Annotated in this window: 17 protein-coding genes and 1 tRNA gene; 7 read left to right on the top strand and 11 right to left on the bottom strand. The window is 67.6% G+C overall.

Features of this window, described 5'->3' with window-relative positions; all coding sequences use genetic code 11:
* Window positions 1–109 precede the first annotated feature (109 nt).
* Entirely contained in the window at window positions 110–1021 is a 912-nt protein-coding gene (gene yedA / locus KK131_RS05760; RefSeq protein ID WP_214555734.1) for a drug/metabolite exporter YedA, read from the bottom strand.
* A gap of 78 nt (window positions 1022–1099) precedes the next feature.
* Window positions 1100–1369 carry a hypothetical protein gene (locus tag KK131_RS05755; RefSeq protein WP_214555733.1) on the bottom strand — a complete coding sequence of 90 codons (270 nt, stop codon included), beginning with the start codon at window positions 1367–1369 and terminating at the stop codon, window positions 1100–1102.
* A 78-nt stretch (window positions 1370–1447) separates the two neighbouring features.
* Between KK131_RS05755 and KK131_RS05750 the strand changes: the two genes are divergently transcribed.
* Entirely contained in the window at window positions 1448–1813 is a 366-nt protein-coding gene (locus KK131_RS05750) for a Rieske 2Fe-2S domain-containing protein (protein ID WP_214555732.1), read from the top strand.
* Between the two features lie 67 nt (window positions 1814–1880).
* Here KK131_RS05750 and KK131_RS05745 read toward each other — a convergent pair whose 3' ends face one another.
* The 3 genes from KK131_RS05745 to KK131_RS05735 form a co-directional block, all read right to left on the bottom strand.
* Window positions 1881–3164, bottom strand: coding sequence for a nucleotide sugar dehydrogenase (locus tag KK131_RS05745; RefSeq protein ID WP_214555731.1), 1284 nt, complete (start codon window positions 3162–3164; stop codon window positions 1881–1883).
* Between the two features lie 249 nt (window positions 3165–3413).
* Window positions 3414–4763, bottom strand: coding sequence for a phosphomannomutase (locus tag KK131_RS05740; protein WP_214555730.1), 1350 nt, complete (start codon window positions 4761–4763; stop codon window positions 3414–3416).
* A gap of 129 nt (window positions 4764–4892) precedes the next feature.
* On the bottom strand, window positions 4893–6710 hold the full coding sequence (locus KK131_RS05735) for an SLC13 family permease (protein WP_214556656.1): 1818 nt from the start codon (window positions 6708–6710) through the stop codon (window positions 4893–4895).
* Between the two features lie 331 nt (window positions 6711–7041).
* Between KK131_RS05735 and KK131_RS05730 the strand changes: the two genes are divergently transcribed.
* Complete coding sequence (locus KK131_RS05730) at window positions 7042–7389, top strand: DUF559 domain-containing protein (RefSeq protein WP_214555729.1); 348 nt, start codon at window positions 7042–7044, stop codon at window positions 7387–7389.
* Window positions 7390–7550: 161 nt separating this feature from the next.
* Here KK131_RS05730 and trmB read toward each other — a convergent pair whose 3' ends face one another.
* Both trmB and KK131_RS05720 read right to left on the bottom strand, forming a co-directional pair.
* Window positions 7551–8261 carry a tRNA (guanosine(46)-N7)-methyltransferase TrmB gene (gene trmB, locus KK131_RS05725; RefSeq protein WP_214555728.1) on the bottom strand — a complete coding sequence of 237 codons (711 nt, stop codon included), beginning with the start codon at window positions 8259–8261 and terminating at the stop codon, window positions 7551–7553.
* Window positions 8262–8334: 73 nt separating this feature from the next.
* A complete protein-coding gene (locus tag KK131_RS05720) occupies window positions 8335–10566 on the bottom strand; it encodes a FecR family protein (RefSeq protein ID WP_214555727.1) in 2232 nt (743 codons plus the stop codon).
* A 193-nt stretch (window positions 10567–10759) separates the two neighbouring features.
* Here KK131_RS05720 and KK131_RS05715 point away from each other — a divergent pair.
* The 5 genes from KK131_RS05715 to KK131_RS05695 all read left to right on the top strand — a co-directional run bounded on the left by KK131_RS05715 (window position 10760) and on the right by KK131_RS05695 (window position 14551).
* Window positions 10760–10833: transfer RNA gene (locus KK131_RS05715), tRNA-Gly, on the top strand.
* A 32-nt stretch (window positions 10834–10865) separates the two neighbouring features.
* Window positions 10866–11333, top strand: a complete 468-nt coding sequence (locus KK131_RS05710; protein WP_214555726.1) for a RimK/LysX family protein — start codon at window positions 10866–10868, stop codon at window positions 11331–11333.
* 10 nt (window positions 11334–11343) lie between these two features.
* Entirely contained in the window at window positions 11344–12264 is a 921-nt protein-coding gene (gene rimK / locus KK131_RS05705; protein ID WP_214555725.1) for a 30S ribosomal protein S6--L-glutamate ligase, read from the top strand.
* A gap of 333 nt (window positions 12265–12597) precedes the next feature.
* Entirely contained in the window at window positions 12598–13284 is a 687-nt protein-coding gene (locus KK131_RS05700) for a response regulator transcription factor (protein ID WP_007509416.1), read from the top strand.
* Complete coding sequence (locus tag KK131_RS05695; protein ID WP_214555724.1) at window positions 13268–14551, top strand: HAMP domain-containing sensor histidine kinase; 1284 nt, start codon at window positions 13268–13270, stop codon at window positions 14549–14551. The genes KK131_RS05700 and KK131_RS05695 overlap by 17 nt, the downstream gene beginning before the upstream one ends.
* 109 nt (window positions 14552–14660) lie before the next feature.
* Here KK131_RS05695 and KK131_RS05690 read toward each other — a convergent pair whose 3' ends face one another.
* From KK131_RS05690 to KK131_RS05675, 4 genes are all read right to left on the bottom strand, one after another.
* Entirely contained in the window at window positions 14661–15578 is a 918-nt protein-coding gene (locus KK131_RS05690; RefSeq protein WP_214555723.1) for a branched-chain amino acid transaminase, read from the bottom strand.
* Between the two features lie 53 nt (window positions 15579–15631).
* Window positions 15632–16210, bottom strand: a complete 579-nt coding sequence (locus KK131_RS05685; protein WP_214555722.1) for a DUF4124 domain-containing protein — start codon at window positions 16208–16210, stop codon at window positions 15632–15634.
* 25 nt (window positions 16211–16235) lie between these two features.
* Entirely contained in the window at window positions 16236–17060 is an 825-nt protein-coding gene (gene metF / locus KK131_RS05680) for a methylenetetrahydrofolate reductase [NAD(P)H] (protein ID WP_214555721.1), read from the bottom strand.
* Window positions 17061–17253: 193 nt separating this feature from the next.
* Window positions 17254–18954, bottom strand: a complete 1701-nt coding sequence (locus KK131_RS05675) for a D-aminoacylase (protein WP_214555720.1) — start codon at window positions 18952–18954, stop codon at window positions 17254–17256.
* Between the last annotated feature and the right edge of the window lie 42 nt (window positions 18955–18996).

Below are 18996 nucleotides of genomic sequence, written 5' to 3'. Positions count from 1 at the left end.
GTCTAGCTTCAATGAAGCCAATCTGCGCCGCCAAACGTGAAGCTTTTGACCTTGCGGCGAAGAACAACCCCGCCCCAACCCTCCCCTGCCAGCAGGGGAGGGAGCAAAGCTACCGCCGCCGCTTCGCCAGCGTGATCACCGCCACGCCGAACAGGATGATCGCCATGCCGGCGAGGTCGTAGGGCCCCACGTGCTCGCCGGCCAACAGCACGCCGAACAGCACCGCCACCGGCGGGTTCACGTAGGCGTAGCTGGTGGCCAGTGCCGGGCGCGCGCGCTTGAGCACATACAGATAGGCGCTGAACGCGATGATCGAGCCGAACACCGCCAGATAGGCGATCGCCAAAGTGGAACGCAGGCTGGGATGCGTCGGCAGCCGCTCGCCGCTGAGCAGGGCGAAGCCGAGCAGCGCGATGCTCCCGCAGATCATTTGCGCGGCGGTGTTCATCGGGCCGGGCGGCATTTCGCGGCGTCGGCTCCACGCCGATCCGAAGGCCCATGCGGCGGCCGCGGCCAGCAGCGCCAGCGCACCCAGCCGTGAGCCGGACAGGCTGCTGCCCAGGTTCAGCACGATCACGCCGGCAAAGCCGACCACCAGGCCGAAGCTTTCGTGCCGGTTCGGCCATTCGCCGTACATGCCGGTGAACAGCGCGGCGAACAGCGGCATGCTGGCTACCGCCACCGCGGCGATGCCCGAACTCACCTGCTGTTCGGCAAAACACACCAGGCCGTTGCCGAGGCCAAGCAAGAACACGCTGGTGATCGCGGCGTTGCGCCACTGCAGTCGCGTCGGCGGGGCAATCCCGCGCAGGCGCAGGAAGCCGTACAGCACCACGCCGGCGCACAGGAAACGCACGCCGGCGAGCAGGAACGGCGGGTAGCTTTCCAGCGCGAAACGGATACCCAGGTAGGTCGAACCCCAGATCACGTACAGCGCGAGCAGCGCCAGCGGGATCAGGAAGCGGGGATCAGTCAGGCTGCGCGGCGTTTCGGCCGCGACGGAGGCAGGGATATCGGACATGGGGGTGGATCGTATGGGGACGGCGCATTATCCGCGCGTCCGTGCCGGTTGTCCGCAGCGGGTTGCCGAAAAACGCGATCAGTGCGCGACGGGGCGCCCCTGGCGGATCACCACGAACTCGCCTTCCAGCACGGCCGGCTGCGCGTTGGACGCCACCGGCTTCGCCGGCGCGCGGCCCTGCTTCCACTGGCGCACGGCCAGCAGCACGACGCCGCCGACCAGCAGCACGCCGGCCACCACCAGCCCGAACACCAGCAGCACGCCAAGCACCGCCACGCCCAGCAGCAACGACAGGGCACGGGCAAGCGGGTGGCGGGGACGACGCAGGGAAGGCATGGCGAAATACATGTGTTAAAAATCCGTGTGGTAAAATCAACGACTTACGCGTGCAACCATGGGGCTATCCGCCCCGCGAGGCAAGTGCCGATGGATACATTTACCCCCGTCGAATCGCTGGACCGGCAGTCGCTGTGCCGGCTCGACGAGATCCCCGACGGCGGCGCCACCGCCGTCGACGCCAGCCTGGCCGACGGCGACGAAAGCCTGATCCTGCTGCGCCGCGGCGACCAGGTGCGCGGCTACCTCAACGTCTGCCCGCACGCCGGCCGCCGTCTCGACTACGCCCCCGGCAAGTTCCTGCTGAAGAACGACACCCTGATCTGCGCCGTGCACGGCGCCACCTTCAACCGGGGCGACGGCCTGTGCATCGCCGGCCCGTGCCGCGGCGAACACCTGCGCGCGGTGGCGGTGCAGGTGGAAGCCGGCGAGGTAAGGCTGGCGCGGGAAGCATGATGCGAGTGGATGACCGCAAGCACGCCTCCCCATTCACGCCGACCGTGCAAGATGCAGCGGGTTGGCCCTACAGCCGTCCGTCGACAGCGGCAACGGGCAGCAGGCTCTTGATGTCGAACACGGCGCAGTTCTCGCGGCCGTAGCGGCGGATGTCTGCGTCGCCGTGGCCGAGGAAATCCCGGTGTGCCACGGCCAGCACGATGGCGTCGTAAGCATGTTCGGCGGGCGTATCGACCAGGGTGACGCCGAGTTTCTGGCGGCTCTCGAGCGGATCGGCCCAGGGGTCGTACACGTCCACCTGGGCGTGCGTGGCTTCGAGTTCGCGCACGATTTCCACCACGCGGGTGTTGCGCAGGTCGGGGCAGTTTTCCTTGAAGGCCAGGCCCAGCACCAGGATGCGCGAACCGACCACGTGGATGCGCTTGTTCGCCATCAGGCGGATCACCTGGTGCGCCACGTACAGCCCCATGCGGCTGTTGATGCGGCGCGCGGCGAGGATCAGTTCGGGGTGGTAGCCGAGGATGGTGGCCTTGTGCGTGAGGTAATACGGGTCCACGCCGATGCAGTGGCCGCCGACCAGGCCGGGCTTGAACGGCAGGAAGTTCCACTTGGTGCCGGCGGCATCCAGCACGTCCTGGGTGTCGATGCCCATGGTGTTGAAGATCATCGCCAGCTCGTTGACCAGCGCGATGTTGACGTCGCGCTGGGTGTTCTCGATGACCTTGGCCGCTTCGGCCACCTTGATGCTGGATGCCTTGTGCGTGCCGGCGGTGATGATGCGGCGGTACAGCGCATCGACGAAGTCGGCGGTTTCGGGCGTGGAGCCGGAGGTGATCTTGGTGATCGTGGGCAGCCGGTGCTGCTTGTCGCCGGGATTGATCCGTTCCGGGCTGTAGCCGCAGCTGAAGTCGCGGTTGAAGCGCAGCCCCGAGACCCGCTCCAGCACCGGCACGCAGATCTCCTCGGTGGTGCCGGGGTAGACGGTGGATTCGTAGATCACCACGTCGCCGCGCTTGAGCACCGTGCCGATGCTGGCGCTGGCGTTCTCCAGCGGGCTCAGGTCGGGCCGGTTCGCTTCGTCGACCGGGGTGGGCACGGTGACGATGAAGACGTTGCACCCGGCAAGGTCGCCGATGTCGGTGGTGAAGCGCAGCTGGCTGGCAGCAGCCAGTTCCTCCGGCGGGGTTTCCTGCGTGTGGTCGCGCCCCGCGCGCAGCTCGGCGACGCGTTCGCCGCTGATGTCGAAGCCGGCGGTATCGAACTGCCTGCCGAATTCCACCGCCAGCGGCAGCCCCACGTAGCCGAGCCCGACAACCGCGATTTTCGTGGATGGCAACGTAGGTATCTGCATGAGCCTGTCTGGATTCCCCCGGGTGGCCGCCAGTCTAATGGGCCGGCGCGGGTTGCATGTAGCGCGGCGTGCTTGCGCAAACCCCGTTCGCTGTGAGCCCGCGTATAACCCGTTCGCCCCGAGCCTGTCGAAGGGCATTCGTGAGGATTGGCCCGCTGCGCATCCTTCCGTCCATCCTTCGACGGGCTCAGAGCCTGCCCCGGACTTGATCCGGGGATGAACGGAAGGGTTGGGTGAGCGGTTCGCTCGTCAGCCTCCGATCAACGCCGCGATCTCGGCCGTGCGTTCCTGCATCAGTGCGCTGTCGCCGCGTGACTCCACGTTGAGCCGCAGCAGCGGTTCGGTGTTGGAGCTGCGCAGGTTGAAGCGCCAGTTGCCGAAGTCGGCGCTGATGCCGTCGGTGTGGTCGAGGGCGGGGGCGAGGTGGGCGTAGTGCGCCAGCACGCGTTCGGTGGCGGCGCGGGCGTCGGCGACCTTGAAGTTGATTTCGCCGCTGCACGGGAAGGCGCGCATGCGGTCTTCCACCATCTCGGCCAGCGACAGCCCGCTGGCCGAGATCAGGTCGGCGATCAGCAGCCACGGGATCATGCCGGAGTCGCAGTAGGCGAAGTCGCGGAAGTAGTGGTGGGCGCTCATCTCGCCGCCGTAGACGGCGTTCTCGGCGCGCATGCGTTCCTTGATGAAGGCATGGCCGGTCTTGCTCAGCACCGGGATGCCGCCGGCCTCGCGCACCATCTCGATGGTGTTCCAGGTGAGTCGCGGGTCGTGGATGATCCTGCCGCCCGGGTGCCGCGCCAGCAGCGCTTTGGCCAGCAGGCCGACCAGGTAGTAGCCCTCGATGAAGCGGCCGTCGGCGTCGAAGAAGAAGCAGCGGTCGAAGTCGCCGTCCCAGGCCACGCCGAAGTCGGCGCCATGCGCGCGCACCGCGTCGGCTGTGGCGGCGCGGCATTCGGGCAGCAGCGGGTTGGGGATGCCGTTGGGGAAATGGCCGTCCGCTTCGTGCTGGATGCGGATGAACCGGAACGGCAGGTGCGGGGCGAGCTGGTCGACCACGAGGCCGGCGCCGCCGTTGCCGGCGTTGACCACGATCTTCAGCGGCTGCAGCCGGTCGCGGTCGATGTAGCCAAGCAGGTGGGCGACGTAGGCGGACTTGTCCGTCATCAGGCGTGGCGTGGCGGTGGCCGTCGGGATCGGCGCGTCGTGGCTGGCGGCGAAATCGCGGATCGCGAACAGTCCGCTGTCGCCGCTGATCGGCCGGGAGCCCTCGCGCACCAGCTTCATGCCGTTGTAGTCCATCGGGTTGTGGCTGGCCGTGACCATCACGCCGCCGGCTGCGCCGAGATGGTCGGTCTGGAAATAGACTTCCTCGGTGCCGCCCATGCCGATGTCGATCACCTCGCGCCCGGCCGCCTGGAAGCCTTCGGTCAACGCCGCCTGCAGTGCCGGGCTGCTCAGGCGTACGTCACGTCCCACCACCACCGCTCCCGGGCCGAGCAGGCCGGACATGCCCAGGCCGATCCTGCGCGCCAGTGTTTCGTCAAGCTCGTCGGGCACGCGCCCGCGAATGTCGTAGGCCTTGAAGCAGGGGAGTGGGGTCATCCGTGCGTTCCTGATGGTCGTGGTAAATCGTGAATGATAGCGGGCAGTGCCGTTCTGCTCTTCTCCCGCTGCAAGCTTTGCCCCCTTCCCTGCGGAGCAGCGGAGGGCTGGGGCGGGGTGTTCTTCGTCTCAATGGAACAGCAGGTTGATCGCGAGCAGGGTGACGACGAGGACCAGGAAGGTCAGCGGCAGGCCCACGCGCAGGAAGTCCTTGCCCTTGTAGCCGCCGGGACCGGTGACCATCATCAGCGCCGGATGGCCGGAGCTGAGCAGGAAGGTATTGGACGAGGACACCGCCACGATCAGCGCGTAGGCCGACGGGTTGCCGCCGGTGGCGACGGCCACGCTGATCGCGATCGGCACCATCATCACGGTGGCGCCCACGTTGGACATCACCTGCGAGAACAGCAGGGTGAGAATGGCCAGGCACAGCTGCAGCAGCCACGGCGACGCGCTGCCCAGGTGGTCCAGCACCACCTGGGCGATCCACGCGGCGGTGCCGGTGGCGTCCATCGACCAGCCCAGCGGGATCAGGCAGGCGGTGACGAAGATGGTCTTCCAGTTGATCGCCTTGTAGCCCTCGTCCATGTTCAGCACGCCGGTGAGCAGCATGCCGATCGCACCGGTCATCATCGCCACCGACAGGTCGAGGTTGGTGAACAGCGCCAGGCACTTCGCCAGCAGGAAGAAGCCCACCGCCTGCCAGATCTTGCCTGGGCGCTGCTGCTCCTTCGGAATGTCGGTGACGACGACCAGGTCCCTCTCTTCCGCGGCGAGCGACAGGTCGCGCCAGTTGCTGTGCAGCACCACGGTGTCGCCGGCGCGCAGGCTGACCGCGCGCACGTCGTCGCGCATCACCTGGTCGCCGCGGTTCACCGCCAGCACCGAGATGCCGAAGCGCTTGCGCAGGCGCAGCTCGCCCACGGTGTGCTTGATGAAGCGCGACACCGGCGGGATCACCACCTCGGAAATGCCGGCGCGGGTGGGATTGAACAGCTCGCCGAGCTGGCGCATGCGGGTGGACAGCCGGCACAGCTGGTTATTGGCGAACTGGTTGAGCTGCTCGCGCGGGCCGAGCACGCCGAGCACCGAGCCGACCCAGATCACGTGATCGGCCGGCGGCGCCATGCGCGCGTCATTGCCGCTCTTGATCGCCAGGATCAGCGGCGCCTCGTGCAACTGCTCGACCTCGCCGATGCTCATGCCGACCAGCGGGCTTTCCGCGGTGACGGTGAGTTCGGCGGTCTCGCCGACGATGCCGTAGGTCTCGGCAAAGTAGCTCTCGGTGCGCCCCGGCGTCACCTTCAGCCGCTCATCCTCGTGCCCGGGCAGCAGCTTGCGGCCGAAGAAGTAGAAGTAGCCCACGCCCAGCAGCGCCAGGGTCAGGCCGACCGGGGTGACGCTGAACAGGCCGAACTTCGGGATCGTGTGCGCGCCCGGCGGCAGGTTCACGTTGGCGCTGGCGATCAGGTCGTTCAGCACGATCAGCGGCGAGTTCGCGATCAGCGTGGTGTTGGTGGCGGTGAGGATGCAGAACGCCATCGGCAGCAGCAGCTTCGACAGCGGCACGCCGGTGCGCGCGGCCAGCCGGCTGCTGACCGGGATCATCAGCGCCGCCAGCGCCTGGCTGGGGATCACCGCGCTGAACAGGCTGGCGACCAGGTTGATCACCACGCCCAGGCGCGATTCCGCACCACGCGCCATGCGCATCACGAAGTTCGCGGTGAGGTTGAGCACGCCGGCGCGATCGAGTCCCTCGCCCATGATCATGATCGCGATGATCGCGATCACCGCGTTGCCGGCGAAACCGTTGAACACGCGCTCGGACGGAATCAGCCCGGTCAGCCCGATCACCACCACCACCAGCAGCGCCACCATGTCGGCGCGGATCCACTCCAGCACCAGCATCAGCATGGTGAAGCCCACCAGCCCGAGTACCAGGATCATTTCGGGGGTGAGCGAGAGTGCCACTAGCTGACGTCCCTGCGGAGCAGCTGGCTGCGGTGGATACGATGGGGCAGTGGAAGCTTCACGCTGCGACGATTCGTCCCTGGGTGGATGGCCGTGAGTATAAGCGGCGCAGCAAGGTTGCTGGTGAACCGGAGGCCAAGAGCAACCCCACCCCGACCCTCCCCTGCTACGCAGGGGAGGGAGCACAGCGATCAGCCCTCACCCTGTGCGCAGGGGATGGAGTACGACGCTTTGCTCCTCCCCCTGCTGGCAGGGGGAGGCTGGGAGGGGGTAAAGCTCTTCGCCTCAGATCGGAAGAGGCTCAGCCATGCAGCGTATATGGATCAATGCCCGCCGTTTGCGCAACAACAGCACCGACGCGGAACGCCGCCTGTGGTATTTCCTGCGCCGGCAGCAATTGGACGGCCACAAGTTCCGTCGCCAGTATCCGCTGGCCGGTTATATCGTGGACTTCGTCTGCGTGCCGGCGCGGCTGGTGGTCGAGCTGGATGGCGGACAGCACCTCGATGCACTGGCGTACGACCAGCGGCGCACCGAAGCCTTGCAGCGTGAGGGCTATCGCGTGCTGCGATTCTGGAATGACGACGTGCTGTTGCGCACGGATGACGTGGTAGCGGAGATTTTTCGGGTACTGGAAGAAGAGTCAAAGGCCTGACCCCCTCCCAGCCTCCCCCTGCCAGCAGGGGGAGGAGCAGAATCGCAGGTGCCCTTGCTGGAAGGGAGCCGGGCCGGAGCGCGTCTTGCCCCCTCCCCTGCTTGCCCACAAGGGACTTCCTTCGGTCGCAGGGGGAGGGTTGGGGTGGGGTCGCTCTTCGCTCAGATCTTCCGATACAGCAAATCCCACACCCCATGCCCCAGCTTCAGCCCGCGCCGCTCGAAGTGGGTCTCGATGCGCCACTCGGGTTTCTCGGCGTACTGCCCGGGGCCGAGCTGGTTGCGCCAGGCGGGGGCGGCTTCCATCACCTCGAGCATGTGCTCGGCGTAGGGTTGCCAGTCGGTGGCTAGGTGCAGCAGGCCGTTCGGAGCCATGCGCGAGGCGAGCAGGGCGACGAACTCGGGCTGGATCAGGCGACGCTTGTTGTGGCGCTTCTTGTGCCACGGGTCGGGGAACCAGATGCGCGCTTCGGCCAGGGCGGCGGGAGCGATCTCGTGCTGCAGCACTTCCACCGCGTCGTGCTTGTACAGCCGCACGTTGCCGGCGTCGCGTGCAGCCAGCGCGTTCATCAGCCGGCCCACGCCGGGACCGTGCACTTCGACACCGATGAAGTCGCGCGCCTGGTCGTGCTCGCTGGCCCAGGCCAGCGCCTCGCCATTGCCGAAGCCGATCTCCAGCACCAGCGGCGCCGATCGGCCGAAGCTCGCGGCGAAGTCGTGCGGCGTGCCCCGATAGTCGATGCCGAAGCGCGACCACAGCGTGTCGAACGCGCGTTGCTGCGCCGGCGTCATGCGTCCTTCGCGCAGCACGAAGCTGCGGATGCGGCGCATGTATTCAGGGGTGGTGTGGTCGGGGGAATCGATCGTGGGCATCCGCGTATTGTAGGGCTATACCCCACCCCAACCCTCCCTGCGCGCAGGGGAGGGTTTTGGGATGGGGCAGGCCTCAGTACTGCCGCCCGTCCTCGCGCACACGCTCCGCGTTCTTGCGGTTGGACGGCCGTGCTTCGCTGCGTTGCGGCCGCGGCGTTTCGGCGCGCGGCTGCGGCATGGCGCGGGGCTCCGGCATGGCGCGCTGCGGTGGCTGGTAGCGCTGCGGCATCGGTTCGCTGCGGTTCGGGCTGGGCATCGGGCGCGGCTGTTCGCGCACATATTCGCGCGGTGCGGCGGGCTCGGGCCTCTGGAAGCGCGGCGCGGCCATATCGCGTGCCGGTGCCGTCGGCTGCGGCCGTTCCCGCTGCATGGCGCGATCGGACGACTGATAGCGCTGGAAGCGGTCGTCGTCGGCCGGCATGCGGCGAGGTTCGGCGCGCCGGATCTGCGGCGGCGCCTCCGACGGCATCGGGCGGTTGCCGGAGGTCGCGCGCGCCCGGTCTTCTGCGGCGGGGGCGATGTAGCTGACACCCGGGCGTGGCGTCGCCGCGCGGCGGTCCATGTCGTCGCGGCCGCGCGGGTGGGCGAAGCGTGCGGAGCGCAGTTCGCCGTCGTCGCGCACCATGTCCGGCCTGCGGTCGGGCGTGGCCGTTGCGATGCGCGGGACGGCGGGAAGCTGCCCGGTCGCGGTGACTGGCCGGCGCGGAATGTTGTCGTTGCGGTCCGCCATGGACGGACGCCGGCTGCGGCCGAGATCGCCCTGGTCATCCAGCACGTGCACGTTGCTGCGCGGCTTGGCGGCGAACCTGTCGTTGCGGCCGGGAACGGGTACGTCTTGTATGACGGGCGGCGCGCGGCGCGCCACCACCTGGCGGTTGAAGCCGCCGGCGGGCAAGTCGCGTGCGTGCGCGTTGCGCGGAGGCCTTGCAGCGTCGGCGATCGGGCGCGGCCGGTCGACGCCACGCGGCAGCACCGGCGCATCGGTGAGTTTGCGCGGGTCGATCCGCATCATGTCGCGCTGCACGTGGCGGCCGCCGGCGAAGCTGCGGCCGGGCACGGCGGTGAAGCCGCGCGGTGCGTCGCGGTTGACGTAGTGGTCGCCGCGACCGGGCTGGCCGCGGCGGTAACGGTTGTAGTGGTCGTCGATGTCGCGGCGCGGATCGTAGCCGTGGCGACCGTGGATATTGCGGATGTTGACGTTGGCGTAATAGGTGCGGCCGCAGCGGTACCACGGGTTGTAGAACTCGCCGGGGCCGAGCGGGAACCAGCCCACCGGCGCGCCGCCGATGCCGACCGACCAGCCACCGCCGCCGACGAAGGCGACCAGCGCCGGTGCGTAGATCGGGCGCACGTCGCGCGGCCCCGGGATCCAGCCCCAGCCGCCGCGCACGTACGCCCAGCGGCCGTAGTGGTAGGGCGCGAAGCCCCACGGCGCATCGTCCACCCAGGTCCAGCCCCATGGCGCGATGTAGGCCCAGTGGCCGGTGCGGTACGGCGCCCAGCCGGGGCCGACGTCGCGCGGGAACCACACCGCGCCGTACTCGCTGGTGTCCTGCCAGGCGCCGTACTGGTCGAGGTCCTGGTAGCCGACCACGTCGACGGAGACGTACCGGCTGCTGTCCGATTGCGCGTAGCGGCGGTCGCGTTCGCTGGCCCAGTCGTCGAACGCGTCGCCGCCGTCGATGTCGGTGATCGTCACCGTGGACAGGCTGGGATCGACGAAGCGGTAGCTGCGCCCGGGGTTGATCGAGCGCTGCGCGTTGTTCTCGCCGAACACGGTGGCGCCGCCGTCGAACGCGGTGACGCGGGTGCTGCCGTCGCGCTCGTCGATGTCGACGCGGAACGTGCCGGGCTGGTCGACCACCAGCGCCACGGCCGGAGTGTCGATCTCGTAGCTCTGGCCGTCGTCGAGGCGGCGCACGGTGAGGCTGAGCGTGCCCTGGGTCAGCTCGATCTGGGCCAGCTGATCGTTGAGGTCGAGCAGGCCGAAGTCGGTCCGCCCGTCGATGCGCAGCGTGCCGCCGCCGAACTCCAGTTCGGCGCGTGCGCCCGCGGCGGTGGACAGCTTGTCGCCGGTGGTCAGCGGGCGGTTGATGTTGGCGTCGCTCCAGTCCTTCGCGCCGGCAGGCAGGAAGCCGATGTCGCCAGCGACGTACGACAGCCGCGCCACCCGGCTCGGCGGATCGGCGCTGTCGTCGACGCCGGACTGCGCCTGGGCCAGGCCCGCCGCCATGCACAGCAACGTGATCGCCAGCGCTCGCCAGTGACGGCGCCACGGAGTGGACAACTCGACAAACCTGGGCATGGTGCTCTCCTTGGGAGTGAGCGCGGGTGGCACGGGGGCTTCCGTTCGATTCCCCCGCCTCAACGTGCATTGTCAGGCCGGCGATGACCGTCGCCGAAGTATGCGCAGGCGGTTGTTCAGCACGCGTTGGGTCGCCCGGCCGGTTCTCGGCTTTTCAACCACGCGAATCCCGGGTTACCATCCGCCGACCCAGGCGGGTGTAGCTCAATGGTAGAGCTGTAGCTTCCCAAGCTACTGACGAGGGTTCGATTCCCTTCACCCGCTCCACTCCCCGGTCCCCGAGCAATCCCGAAGTCCTTATGGCGGATCTGATCACCGCGGGCCTGATTACGTTGGGCTGGCGCGAGCGGCTGGCGTTGCCGCAGCTGGGTATCGGCATGCTCAAGGCGAAGCTCGATACCGGCGCGCGCAGCAGTTCGCTGCATGTGGACACCCTGGAGACCTTCCAGCGCAACGGTGCGACCTGGCTGCGGTTCACTATCCATGCCGGGCGGCGTCAGCCGATGGAAATCTGCTGCGAGGCGCCGGCGCTGGACCGCCGCGCGGTGACCGACACCGGGGGGCGGCGCACCGAGCGCTGGTTCATCCGCAGTGAAGTGCAGCTGGCCGGGCAACAGTTCAGCGTCGACATCAACCTGACCGATCGTCGGCATATGCTGTTTCCGATGTTGCTGGGCCGCAGCGCGCTGAGCGGGCGTTTTGCGGTGGACCCGGTACGCTCCTATACCCAGCCGCGGCCACTGACGGCGGCCACGGACCTTCGATGACGGCCACTCCATGAAGATCGCGATCCTGTCGCGCAATACCCGACTCTATTCGACCAAGCGCCTGGTCGAAGCCGCGCGCGTGCGCGGGCACGTGGTGCGCGTGTTCGATCCGCTGCGCTGCTACGTGCGCATCGCGCCGGGCGCATCGTCGATCCGCTACAAGGGCAAGGAGCTGCGCGACATCGATGCGGTGATCCCGCGCATCGGCACCACCAGCACGTTCTACGGCACCGCCGTGCTGCGCCAGCTGGAGATGATGGGCGTGTACACGCCGAACCCGTCCGACGCGGTCCTGCGCGCGCGCGACAAGCTGCGCTGCCTGCAGATCCTCGCCGCGCAGGGCATCGACATGCCGGTGACGGTGTTCGGCGACAACCCGGACGATACCGAGGACGTGCTGGGCCTGCTCGGTGATCCGCCGCACGTGATCAAGCTCAACGAGGGCAGCCAGGGCACCGGCGTGGTGCTGGCGGAGAAGCGCGCCGCGTCGCAGAGCGTGATCGAGGCGTTCCGCGGCCTGTACGCGAACTTCCTGGTGCAGGAGTTCGTGGCCGAGGCAAAGGGCAGCGACCTGCGCTGCTTTGTGGTCGGCAAGAAGGTGGTGGCGGCGATGCAGCGCGACTCCAGCCCGGGCGATTTCCGCGCGAACCTGCACCGCGGCGGCACCGCGGTGGCGGCCACGCTGAGCGCCGAGGAACGGCGCATCGCCGTGCGCGCGGCCGGCGCGCTGGGGCTGGGCATCGCCGGCGTCGACCTGCTGCGCTCCAACCGCGGCCCTTTGCTGCTGGAAGTGAACGCCTCGCCCGGCCTGGAAGGCATCGAGACCGCCACCGGCATCGACGTGGCCGGCGCGATCATGGACCTGCTGCAAGCGCAGGCCCACGATTCCCACGCCGAAACCCGCCCGCGCCGCAAGCCCGCCAAGGCTTGAGCCGCCAGCCCCTCTCCGTGGCCATTGCTTCCGCGGAAGGACTGCATTCAGCCAGGTGGGAACGGGTTAACTGCACCGTAACCACCGACCCCCTATAAAGCAGTCACTGTTTTTTGCAGCACGTTGGCCTGAACGGCTGGGTGACGGCAGACGATGGTATCGGGGCAGTAGTTTGGGCCCAGGTGGGCGACGGCGAGTCGCGCATCTGGGCCTTTTTCTTGCCCGGATGGCATCTCGTTCAGTTTCACGGCGCGCCTGGCGCGCCGGCTTCACACAAGATTGTTAAGCTTGCAGCTCCAGCCGGCCTGTGCGCCGGCTGCGCAGGAGTGACACATGCGCGTACTGGTGATCGAAGACAACAGCGATATCGCGACCAACATCGGCGATTATCTGGAAGACCGGGGCAACGTGGTCGATTTCGCGGGCGACGGCGTGACCGGCCTGCACCTGGCGGTGGTGCACGATTTCGACGTGATCGTGCTCGATCTCACGCTGCCCGGCATGGACGGCCTGGAAGTGGCGCGCAAGCTACGCCACGAGGCACACAAGCAGACCCCGATCCTGATGCTGACCGCGCGCGACGCGCTGGAGCAGAAGCTGACCGGCTTCGAGTCCGGCGCCGACGACTACATGACCAAGCCGTTCGCGCTGCAGGAACTGGCCGCGCGGCTGGAAGTGCTGGCGCGCCGCGGCAAGGGTCCGCAGAGCCGCGTGCTGAAGGTGGCCGACCTGACCTTCAACCTGGATACGCTCACGGTGAACCGCGAGGGCAAGTCGATCCAGTTGAACCCGATCGGCCTGAAGCTGCTGCAGGCGCTGATGGAAGCGAGCCCGTCAGTGGTCACCCGGCAGGACCTGGAACAGCGCGTGTGGGGCGAGGAACTGCCCGACAGCGATTCGCTGCGCGTGCACATCCATGGCCTGCGCGCCGCCATCGACAAACCGTTCGACAAGCCGCTGATCCACACGCGGCACGGCATTGGCTATCGGATGGTCGAGCCGGATGCAGTCCAGGCGTAAGCTTCGCTTTCGATTGATCGTCTCCTTCGCGCTGTTCGGCTTCGGCCTCAGCGCGTTGTTTGCCGTGGCCGCGCTGAACATTCGCGCCAAGGTCGAAAGCCAGCTGGTTACCGCATCCTTGCAGCAGGACGTGGATCAGGCTGTCGAGAAAGTGCACAAGGATCCCACCAAGCCAGCGGGTTCCGACCTCATCGAGGCCTGGATGCGCAGCGATCGCACGCTCTACAACATGCCGCTTTCCTGGCAGGCGCTCGACAGCGGCGTGCACGATATTTACGAGACGGGAGCAGACGGTACGAGGCACCACTACAAGCTTGCCGTACGCAAGAAGTACGGACTGATCGGGTTCATCCGCTATGACGTTACCCGCGACGAACTCGGCAAGCAGCAGTTGTTGTTCAGCGTAATCGGCGCGGTGTTCCTGTTCGGCCTGCTCTCATTGGTGTTGGGCTTGTGGCTTTCGCGCAAGGTACTGAAGCCGGTCAGCGAGCTGGCCAACCGCCTGCGCGATTTCCGCAAGGCCGGCAAGGCCGAGCCGCTGGCGCCGCACTTCGCCGACGACGAGGTGGGCGAGCTGGCGCATGCGCTGGACGAGTATTCGGCGCGGCTCACCGCGATGGTCGAGCGCGATCGCGAATTCAATTCCGACGTCAGCCACGAACTGCGCACGCCGCTGGCGGTGATCGCCAGCACCACCGAACTGCTGCAGGGTTCGCCCGATCTCACCGAGAAGCTGAGCGAGCGGCTGAAGCGGATCGAGCGCGCGTCGCGCCAGGCCACCGAGCTGATCGAGGCGCTGCTGCTGCTGTCGCGCGCCGAGCGGCGCGGCCCCACCCGCGGCGAGACCACCGAGGTGGGCAAGGTCGCCGCCGACGTGATCGAGAGCCAGCGCCCGCAGATGCGCGGCAAGCCGCTGAGCATCGAGCTCGCCGTCAGCGAACCGGTCAACGTCAACGCGCCGGCCTCGGTGCTGTCGGTGGCGCTGACCAACCTGGTCGGCAATGCGATCAAGTACACGCTCGAAGGCAGCGTGCGCGTCGAAGTGGGCGACGGCCGCATCGAGGTGATCGACACCGGCCCCGGGATCAAGCCGGAGGACGCCGAGCGGCTGTTCCAGCGCGGCGTGCGCGGCGAAGGCGCCGGCGGCAGCGGCGCCGGCCTCGGCCTGGCCATCGTGCGCCGCCTGTGCGAACTCTACGGCTGGGACGTCTCCATGCGCCCGCGCGCCGATGCGAATGGCGCGATCGCCAGCATCAAGTTCAGCTGACGCCTTTGGCCCCTCCCCTGCGATGCAGGGGAGGGAGCACCGACCAGAGCAGAAACAAAAACGCCCCGCATCGCGGGGCGTTTCACGAATCAGCGCATCGGTTGCACGCTCACACCTGTTCCAGCCAGCCCCACTTGTCGTGGGTGCGGCCGTCGAACAGGCCGAAGAACAGTTCCTGCAGGCGCAGGGTCACGCGACCGGCCTTGCCGGTGCCGACCTGCTTGCCGTCGACCGAGCGGATCGGGGTGATCTCGGCGGCGGTACCGCACATCAGCACTTCCTCGGCGAGGTACAGGTATTCGCGCGGGATGTCGCGCTCGACCACCTCGATGCCGTCCTCGCGGGCCAGCGTCATCAGCGTGTTGCGGGTGATGCCGGTGAGCAGCGAGGCGCTGGCTGGCGGGGTGTGCAGCACGCCGTCGAAGACCAGGAACAGGTTCTCGCCGGCGCCTTCGCTGAGCAGGCCGGTGGAGGCCAGCGCGATGCCTTCGCCGAAGCCGAGGCGGCGTGCTTCACGCGCGATCAGCTGGCCGGAAAGATAATTGCCGCCGGCCTTGGCGCCGGCCGGGATGGTGTTCGGCGCGAAGCGCTGCCAGCTCGACACGCAGGCGTCGATGCCGTTCTGCAGCGCCTCGGCGCCGAGGTACGGGCCCATCGGCCAGGTGGCCACGGCCATGTCGATCGGGGTTTCGGCGGACAGGCCGAAACCGCCCAGGCCGCGCCAGGCGACCGGGCGCAGGTAGGAAGCACCCAGTTCGTTCTTGCGGATCACTTCGCGGCAGGCTGCGGCCAGTTCGTCGGCCGAGTAGGGCAACGCCATGTCGTAGATCTTGGCCGACTGGTACAGCCGGTTCAGGTGGTCGGTGAGGCGGAAGATCGCCGCGCCGTCGGGCGTGGCGTAGCTGCGGATACCCTCGAACACCGATGAGCCGTAGTGCAGCGCGTGCGACATCACATGGGTAGTCGCCTCGGCCCAGGGCTTGATGCTGCCGTTCTGCCAGATCCATTCGGGGTATTGCTGCGCCATGTCGATTCTCCAATGGGGACCGCCCATGATAACTGCTGGGCGCCGGGTCGGCGTCAATTCGCGTTGCGCAGCCACAGGCAGCCGGCCTGGCGCACGATGTCGAAACGCAGTTCCCGCGGGCTGCCGCTGCCGTCGTTGCCGGCGGTGTGCAACACCAGCTGGTTGCCGGCCGATGGCGGAGCGGGCGGGGCGTCCGTGGCGAACGGGTCGTCGATGCTGGCGGCTTGCGCCGGCGCGCTGCCGTTCGGGATGTCCACGTCCAGCAACGGCTGCTTCATCAGCTCGGCCAGCGAACGGATGTCCGCGATCGCCGCGCCGCGGCCATAGCCGTCCCACAGCATCAGGCCGGCCATGCGGTTGGCGTCGCGGCTGGCGAAGGCGTCGATCACGCTCTGGCGCAGTTCGCCGGGCCCGGCGGCACACAGGATCGGCGGCGGGGCGGCCAGCGGGGCGGCTGCTTGCGCGGAGGAGGCGTTCGGGCTGGCCGGGGTCGCCTGCAGCGCGGCGCAGGGCTGGTCGGTGAACACCGCGCCGCCGTTCGCGCCGATGCAGCGATGGATCGGCGTCTGCGCCGCGGCGGGCGCGGCACAGGCGAACAGGATCAGGCAGAGCAGGGCGGCCAAGCGGTGCATCGCCCCAGCATACCCGCCGCGCGAATCAGAAAATTTGCTGCAGCACCGCCTGCGTGGCGCGGGCCCGGTTCAGCGTGTAGAAGTGCAGGCCCGGCGCGCCGCCGTCGAGCAGGCGCCGGCACAGCTGCGCCACCACCTCGGCGCCGAGCGCGCGCACCGAATCGGCGTCGTCGCCGTGCGCCTGCATGCGCTTGGCGATCCAGCGCGGGATCTCCGCGCCGCACATGTCGGAGAAGCGTTTCAGCTGGCTGTAGTTCGCGATCGGCATGATACCCGGCACGATCGGCACGTTGACGCCGAGCCGGCGCACGTCGTCGACGAAGCGGAAATACGCGTCGGGGTTGAAGAAGTACTGGGTGATCGCGCCGTTCGCGCCGGCGTCGACTTTTGCCTTGAAATGCTGCAGGTCGCGCAGCGCGTCATCGGCCTGCGGATGGGTTTCCGGGTACGCCGCCACCTCGATGTGGAAGTGGTCGCCGCAGTGCTGGCGGATGAAACTCACCAGTTCGGCGGCGTAGCGGAAGTCGCCCGCGGTGGCCATGCCCGAAGGCATGTCGCCGCGCAGCGCCACGATGCGCCGGTAGCCCGCCGCGCGGTAGCCGTCCAGCAGTTCGGCGATCTCCGCCCGGGTGCCGCCCATGCACGACAGGTGCGGTGCCACGTTGAGCCCATGCTGCGTATGCAGCCGTGCCACGGTGTCGCCGGTGTAGCTGAGCGTGGAGCCGCCCGCGCCGAAGGTGACCGAGGCGTACTCGGGCTGGTGCGCCTTCAGTGCCTGCGCCGTGCGGTCGAGCTGCGCGCGCTGGTCGTCGGTCTTGGGCGGGAAGAATTCGAAGCTGATTGACGCCATCGCGAAGGTTCCGGGGCCAGGGTGTCCGGCAGTATATATCTTCGATTCGCGATGGAGCGATATATGCCGCCTGGATTCAGCTCGCCGGCGGCTCGTTCGACGTGGCGGCCGGCTCAGTTTTCGGCGGAAATCAACACGCTGATCCCATGCGGGAACCCCGCAAGGCGCTACACCAGTTCCTTTCGGAATTCAGCTATTTGCCGGAGTAAGCCGGACCACGCAATACCGCCCCCGGCAGCGCATCCGTCATCTTGCCGCCATCGATCACCGGTACCCCGTTGACCAGCACATATTGCATCCCGACCGACAGCTGGTTCGGGTCGGTGAAGGTGGCGACATCGCGAATGGTGTCCGGGTCGAACACGACGATGTCTGCCCACATGCCCTGCTTGAGCACGCCACGATCCGTCAGATGCTCACGCTGGGCCGCCAATGCGCTGAACTTGCGGATGGCGTCCGGAAGCGTGAGCAGCTTCTGCTCCCGCACGTACTTGGCGAGAATGCGCGGAAAGGTGCCGTAGGCGCGCGGGTGCGGACGATCCTTGCCGAGCAGGCCATCCGGCGACGTTCCCTCATAGTCCGTGTCGATCGAAACCCACGACTGCTTCAGCGCCAGATCGACATCAGACTCCCGCATGCCGAACACCACCGAACTGGTGGCGGCGTTGTCCTTGATCAGGAAGTCGCAGATCGTGTCGATCGGATCCTCGTGCCATTCCGCCGCAATCTCACTGACCCGCTTGCCGACGTACTTCTGCAACGCCTTGTTGTTGACACTGCCGATCATGATGCCATGCGCCCGCTCGATGGCCGCGAGCCACTCGTTGTCCCAGGCATCGCCGGGAGTGAGCATGTCCTTGCGGATGCGCGCACGCGTGGCCGGATTCTTCAGGCGTTCGATCAGTTTCAGGTTGCCGCCGTCATGGGCCCAGGGCGGGATGAAAGCCGACAGATCGTTCTGCCACGCGGTATAGGCGTAGGTGTCCGCCGCCACGTCGATGCCGCTGGCACGCGCTGCGTCGATGCGCGCGATCACCTGTGCCATCTTGCCCTTGAGATTGCCGGTGGCCTTGAGATGGAAAATCTCCACCGGAATATCCGCCTCGCGGCCGATCCGGAAGGTTTCGTCCAGCGCCGCCATCTCTGCGTCGCCCTCGTTGCGCATGTGGGTCGCGTAAATGCCGCCATGGCGTGCGGCAACCTTCGCCAGGGCGATCAATTCGTCGGTTCCGGCGTAGGGCGCCGGCGTGTACTCCAGCGCAGTGGACAGCCCCAGCGCACCCTGCTTCATCGCGTCCGCGACCAGCATCTGCATCTGCTTCAACTCGTCCGGCGTGGGTGCGCGATTCGTGTAACCGATGACCATCTCGCGCACTGAAGTGGCGCCCACGTACGTGCCCACGTTGATGCCCATGCCGTGCTTTTGCAGGCGCGTGAAATATTGCTCGAACGTGCGCCAGTCCGGCATTACCTGATAATGCGCGTAAGCCGCCTGGCGTTGCCTGATCATCTCGGCGTCGAGCGGCGCCACCGATTCGCCTTCTCCGGTGATCTCGGTGGTGATGCCCTGGAAGATCTTCGACGGCACATGAGGATCGACCAGCAGGGTGATTTCCGATTGACCGAGCATGTCGATGAATCCCGGCGCCACAACCAGACCGTGGGCGTCGATCACCTGCCTGGCATGCGCGTCGGCGAGGTTGCCGATCGCGGCGATGCGACCGTCCTTCACGGCGACATCGGCCGCGTACCAGGGCGAACCCGTGCCGTCGATGATGTGACCGTTGCGGATGATCGTGTCGTACTTGACGCCGGCAGCCGAAGATGGCGTCGCTGTCAACAGCCCGATGGCCGCGACAATCCACATGCAGGCGGTGCGAATGAAGAGGGGCATGAACCACTCCCGTCAAATGATCATCTGTCGGAGAGACGTTGC

This window comes from Rhodanobacter sp. LX-99 (assembly GCF_018599185.1).
Taxonomy (GTDB): domain Bacteria; phylum Pseudomonadota; class Gammaproteobacteria; order Xanthomonadales; family Rhodanobacteraceae; genus Rhodanobacter.
The sequence above is the reverse complement of the archived record's forward strand: the minus strand, read 5'-3'. Positions and strand labels throughout refer to the sequence as shown.

Excerpts from the sequence above, each read along its gene's own strand:
- metF (WP_214555721.1), bottom strand. The coding sequence starts at position 17,060 with ATGGCGTCAATCAGCTTCGAATTCTTCCCGCCCAAGACCGACGACCAG.
- KK131_RS05675 (WP_214555720.1), bottom strand. The coding sequence starts at position 18,954 with ATGCCCCTCTTCATTCGCACCGCCTGCATGTGGATTGTCGCGGCCATC.
- KK131_RS05745 (WP_214555731.1), bottom strand. The coding sequence starts at position 3,164 with ATGCAGATACCTACGTTGCCATCCACGAAAATCGCGGTTGTCGGGCTC.
- KK131_RS05730 (WP_214555729.1), top strand. The coding sequence starts at position 7,042 with ATGCAGCGTATATGGATCAATGCCCGCCGTTTGCGCAACAACAGCACC.
- yedA (WP_214555734.1), bottom strand. The coding sequence starts at position 1,021 with ATGTCCGATATCCCTGCCTCCGTCGCGGCCGAAACGCCGCGCAGCCTG.
- KK131_RS05735 (WP_214556656.1), bottom strand. The coding sequence starts at position 6,710 with ATGATCCTGGTACTCGGGCTGGTGGGCTTCACCATGCTGATGCTGGTG.
- KK131_RS05710 (WP_214555726.1), top strand. The coding sequence starts at position 10,866 with ATGGCGGATCTGATCACCGCGGGCCTGATTACGTTGGGCTGGCGCGAG.
- KK131_RS05750 (WP_214555732.1), top strand. The coding sequence starts at position 1,448 with ATGGATACATTTACCCCCGTCGAATCGCTGGACCGGCAGTCGCTGTGC.
- KK131_RS05690 (WP_214555723.1), bottom strand. The coding sequence starts at position 15,578 with ATGGCGCAGCAATACCCCGAATGGATCTGGCAGAACGGCAGCATCAAG.
- trmB (WP_214555728.1), bottom strand. The coding sequence starts at position 8,261 with ATGCCCACGATCGATTCCCCCGACCACACCACCCCTGAATACATGCGC.
- rimK (WP_214555725.1), top strand. The coding sequence starts at position 11,344 with ATGAAGATCGCGATCCTGTCGCGCAATACCCGACTCTATTCGACCAAG.
- KK131_RS05720 (WP_214555727.1), bottom strand. The coding sequence starts at position 10,566 with ATGCCCAGGTTTGTCGAGTTGTCCACTCCGTGGCGCCGTCACTGGCGA.
- KK131_RS05685 (WP_214555722.1), bottom strand. The coding sequence starts at position 16,210 with ATGCACCGCTTGGCCGCCCTGCTCTGCCTGATCCTGTTCGCCTGTGCC.
- KK131_RS05755 (WP_214555733.1), bottom strand. The coding sequence starts at position 1,369 with ATGTATTTCGCCATGCCTTCCCTGCGTCGTCCCCGCCACCCGCTTGCC.
- KK131_RS05740 (WP_214555730.1), bottom strand. The coding sequence starts at position 4,763 with ATGACCCCACTCCCCTGCTTCAAGGCCTACGACATTCGCGGGCGCGTG.
- KK131_RS05695 (WP_214555724.1), top strand. The coding sequence starts at position 13,268 with ATGCAGTCCAGGCGTAAGCTTCGCTTTCGATTGATCGTCTCCTTCGCG.
- KK131_RS05700 (WP_007509416.1), top strand. The coding sequence starts at position 12,598 with ATGCGCGTACTGGTGATCGAAGACAACAGCGATATCGCGACCAACATC.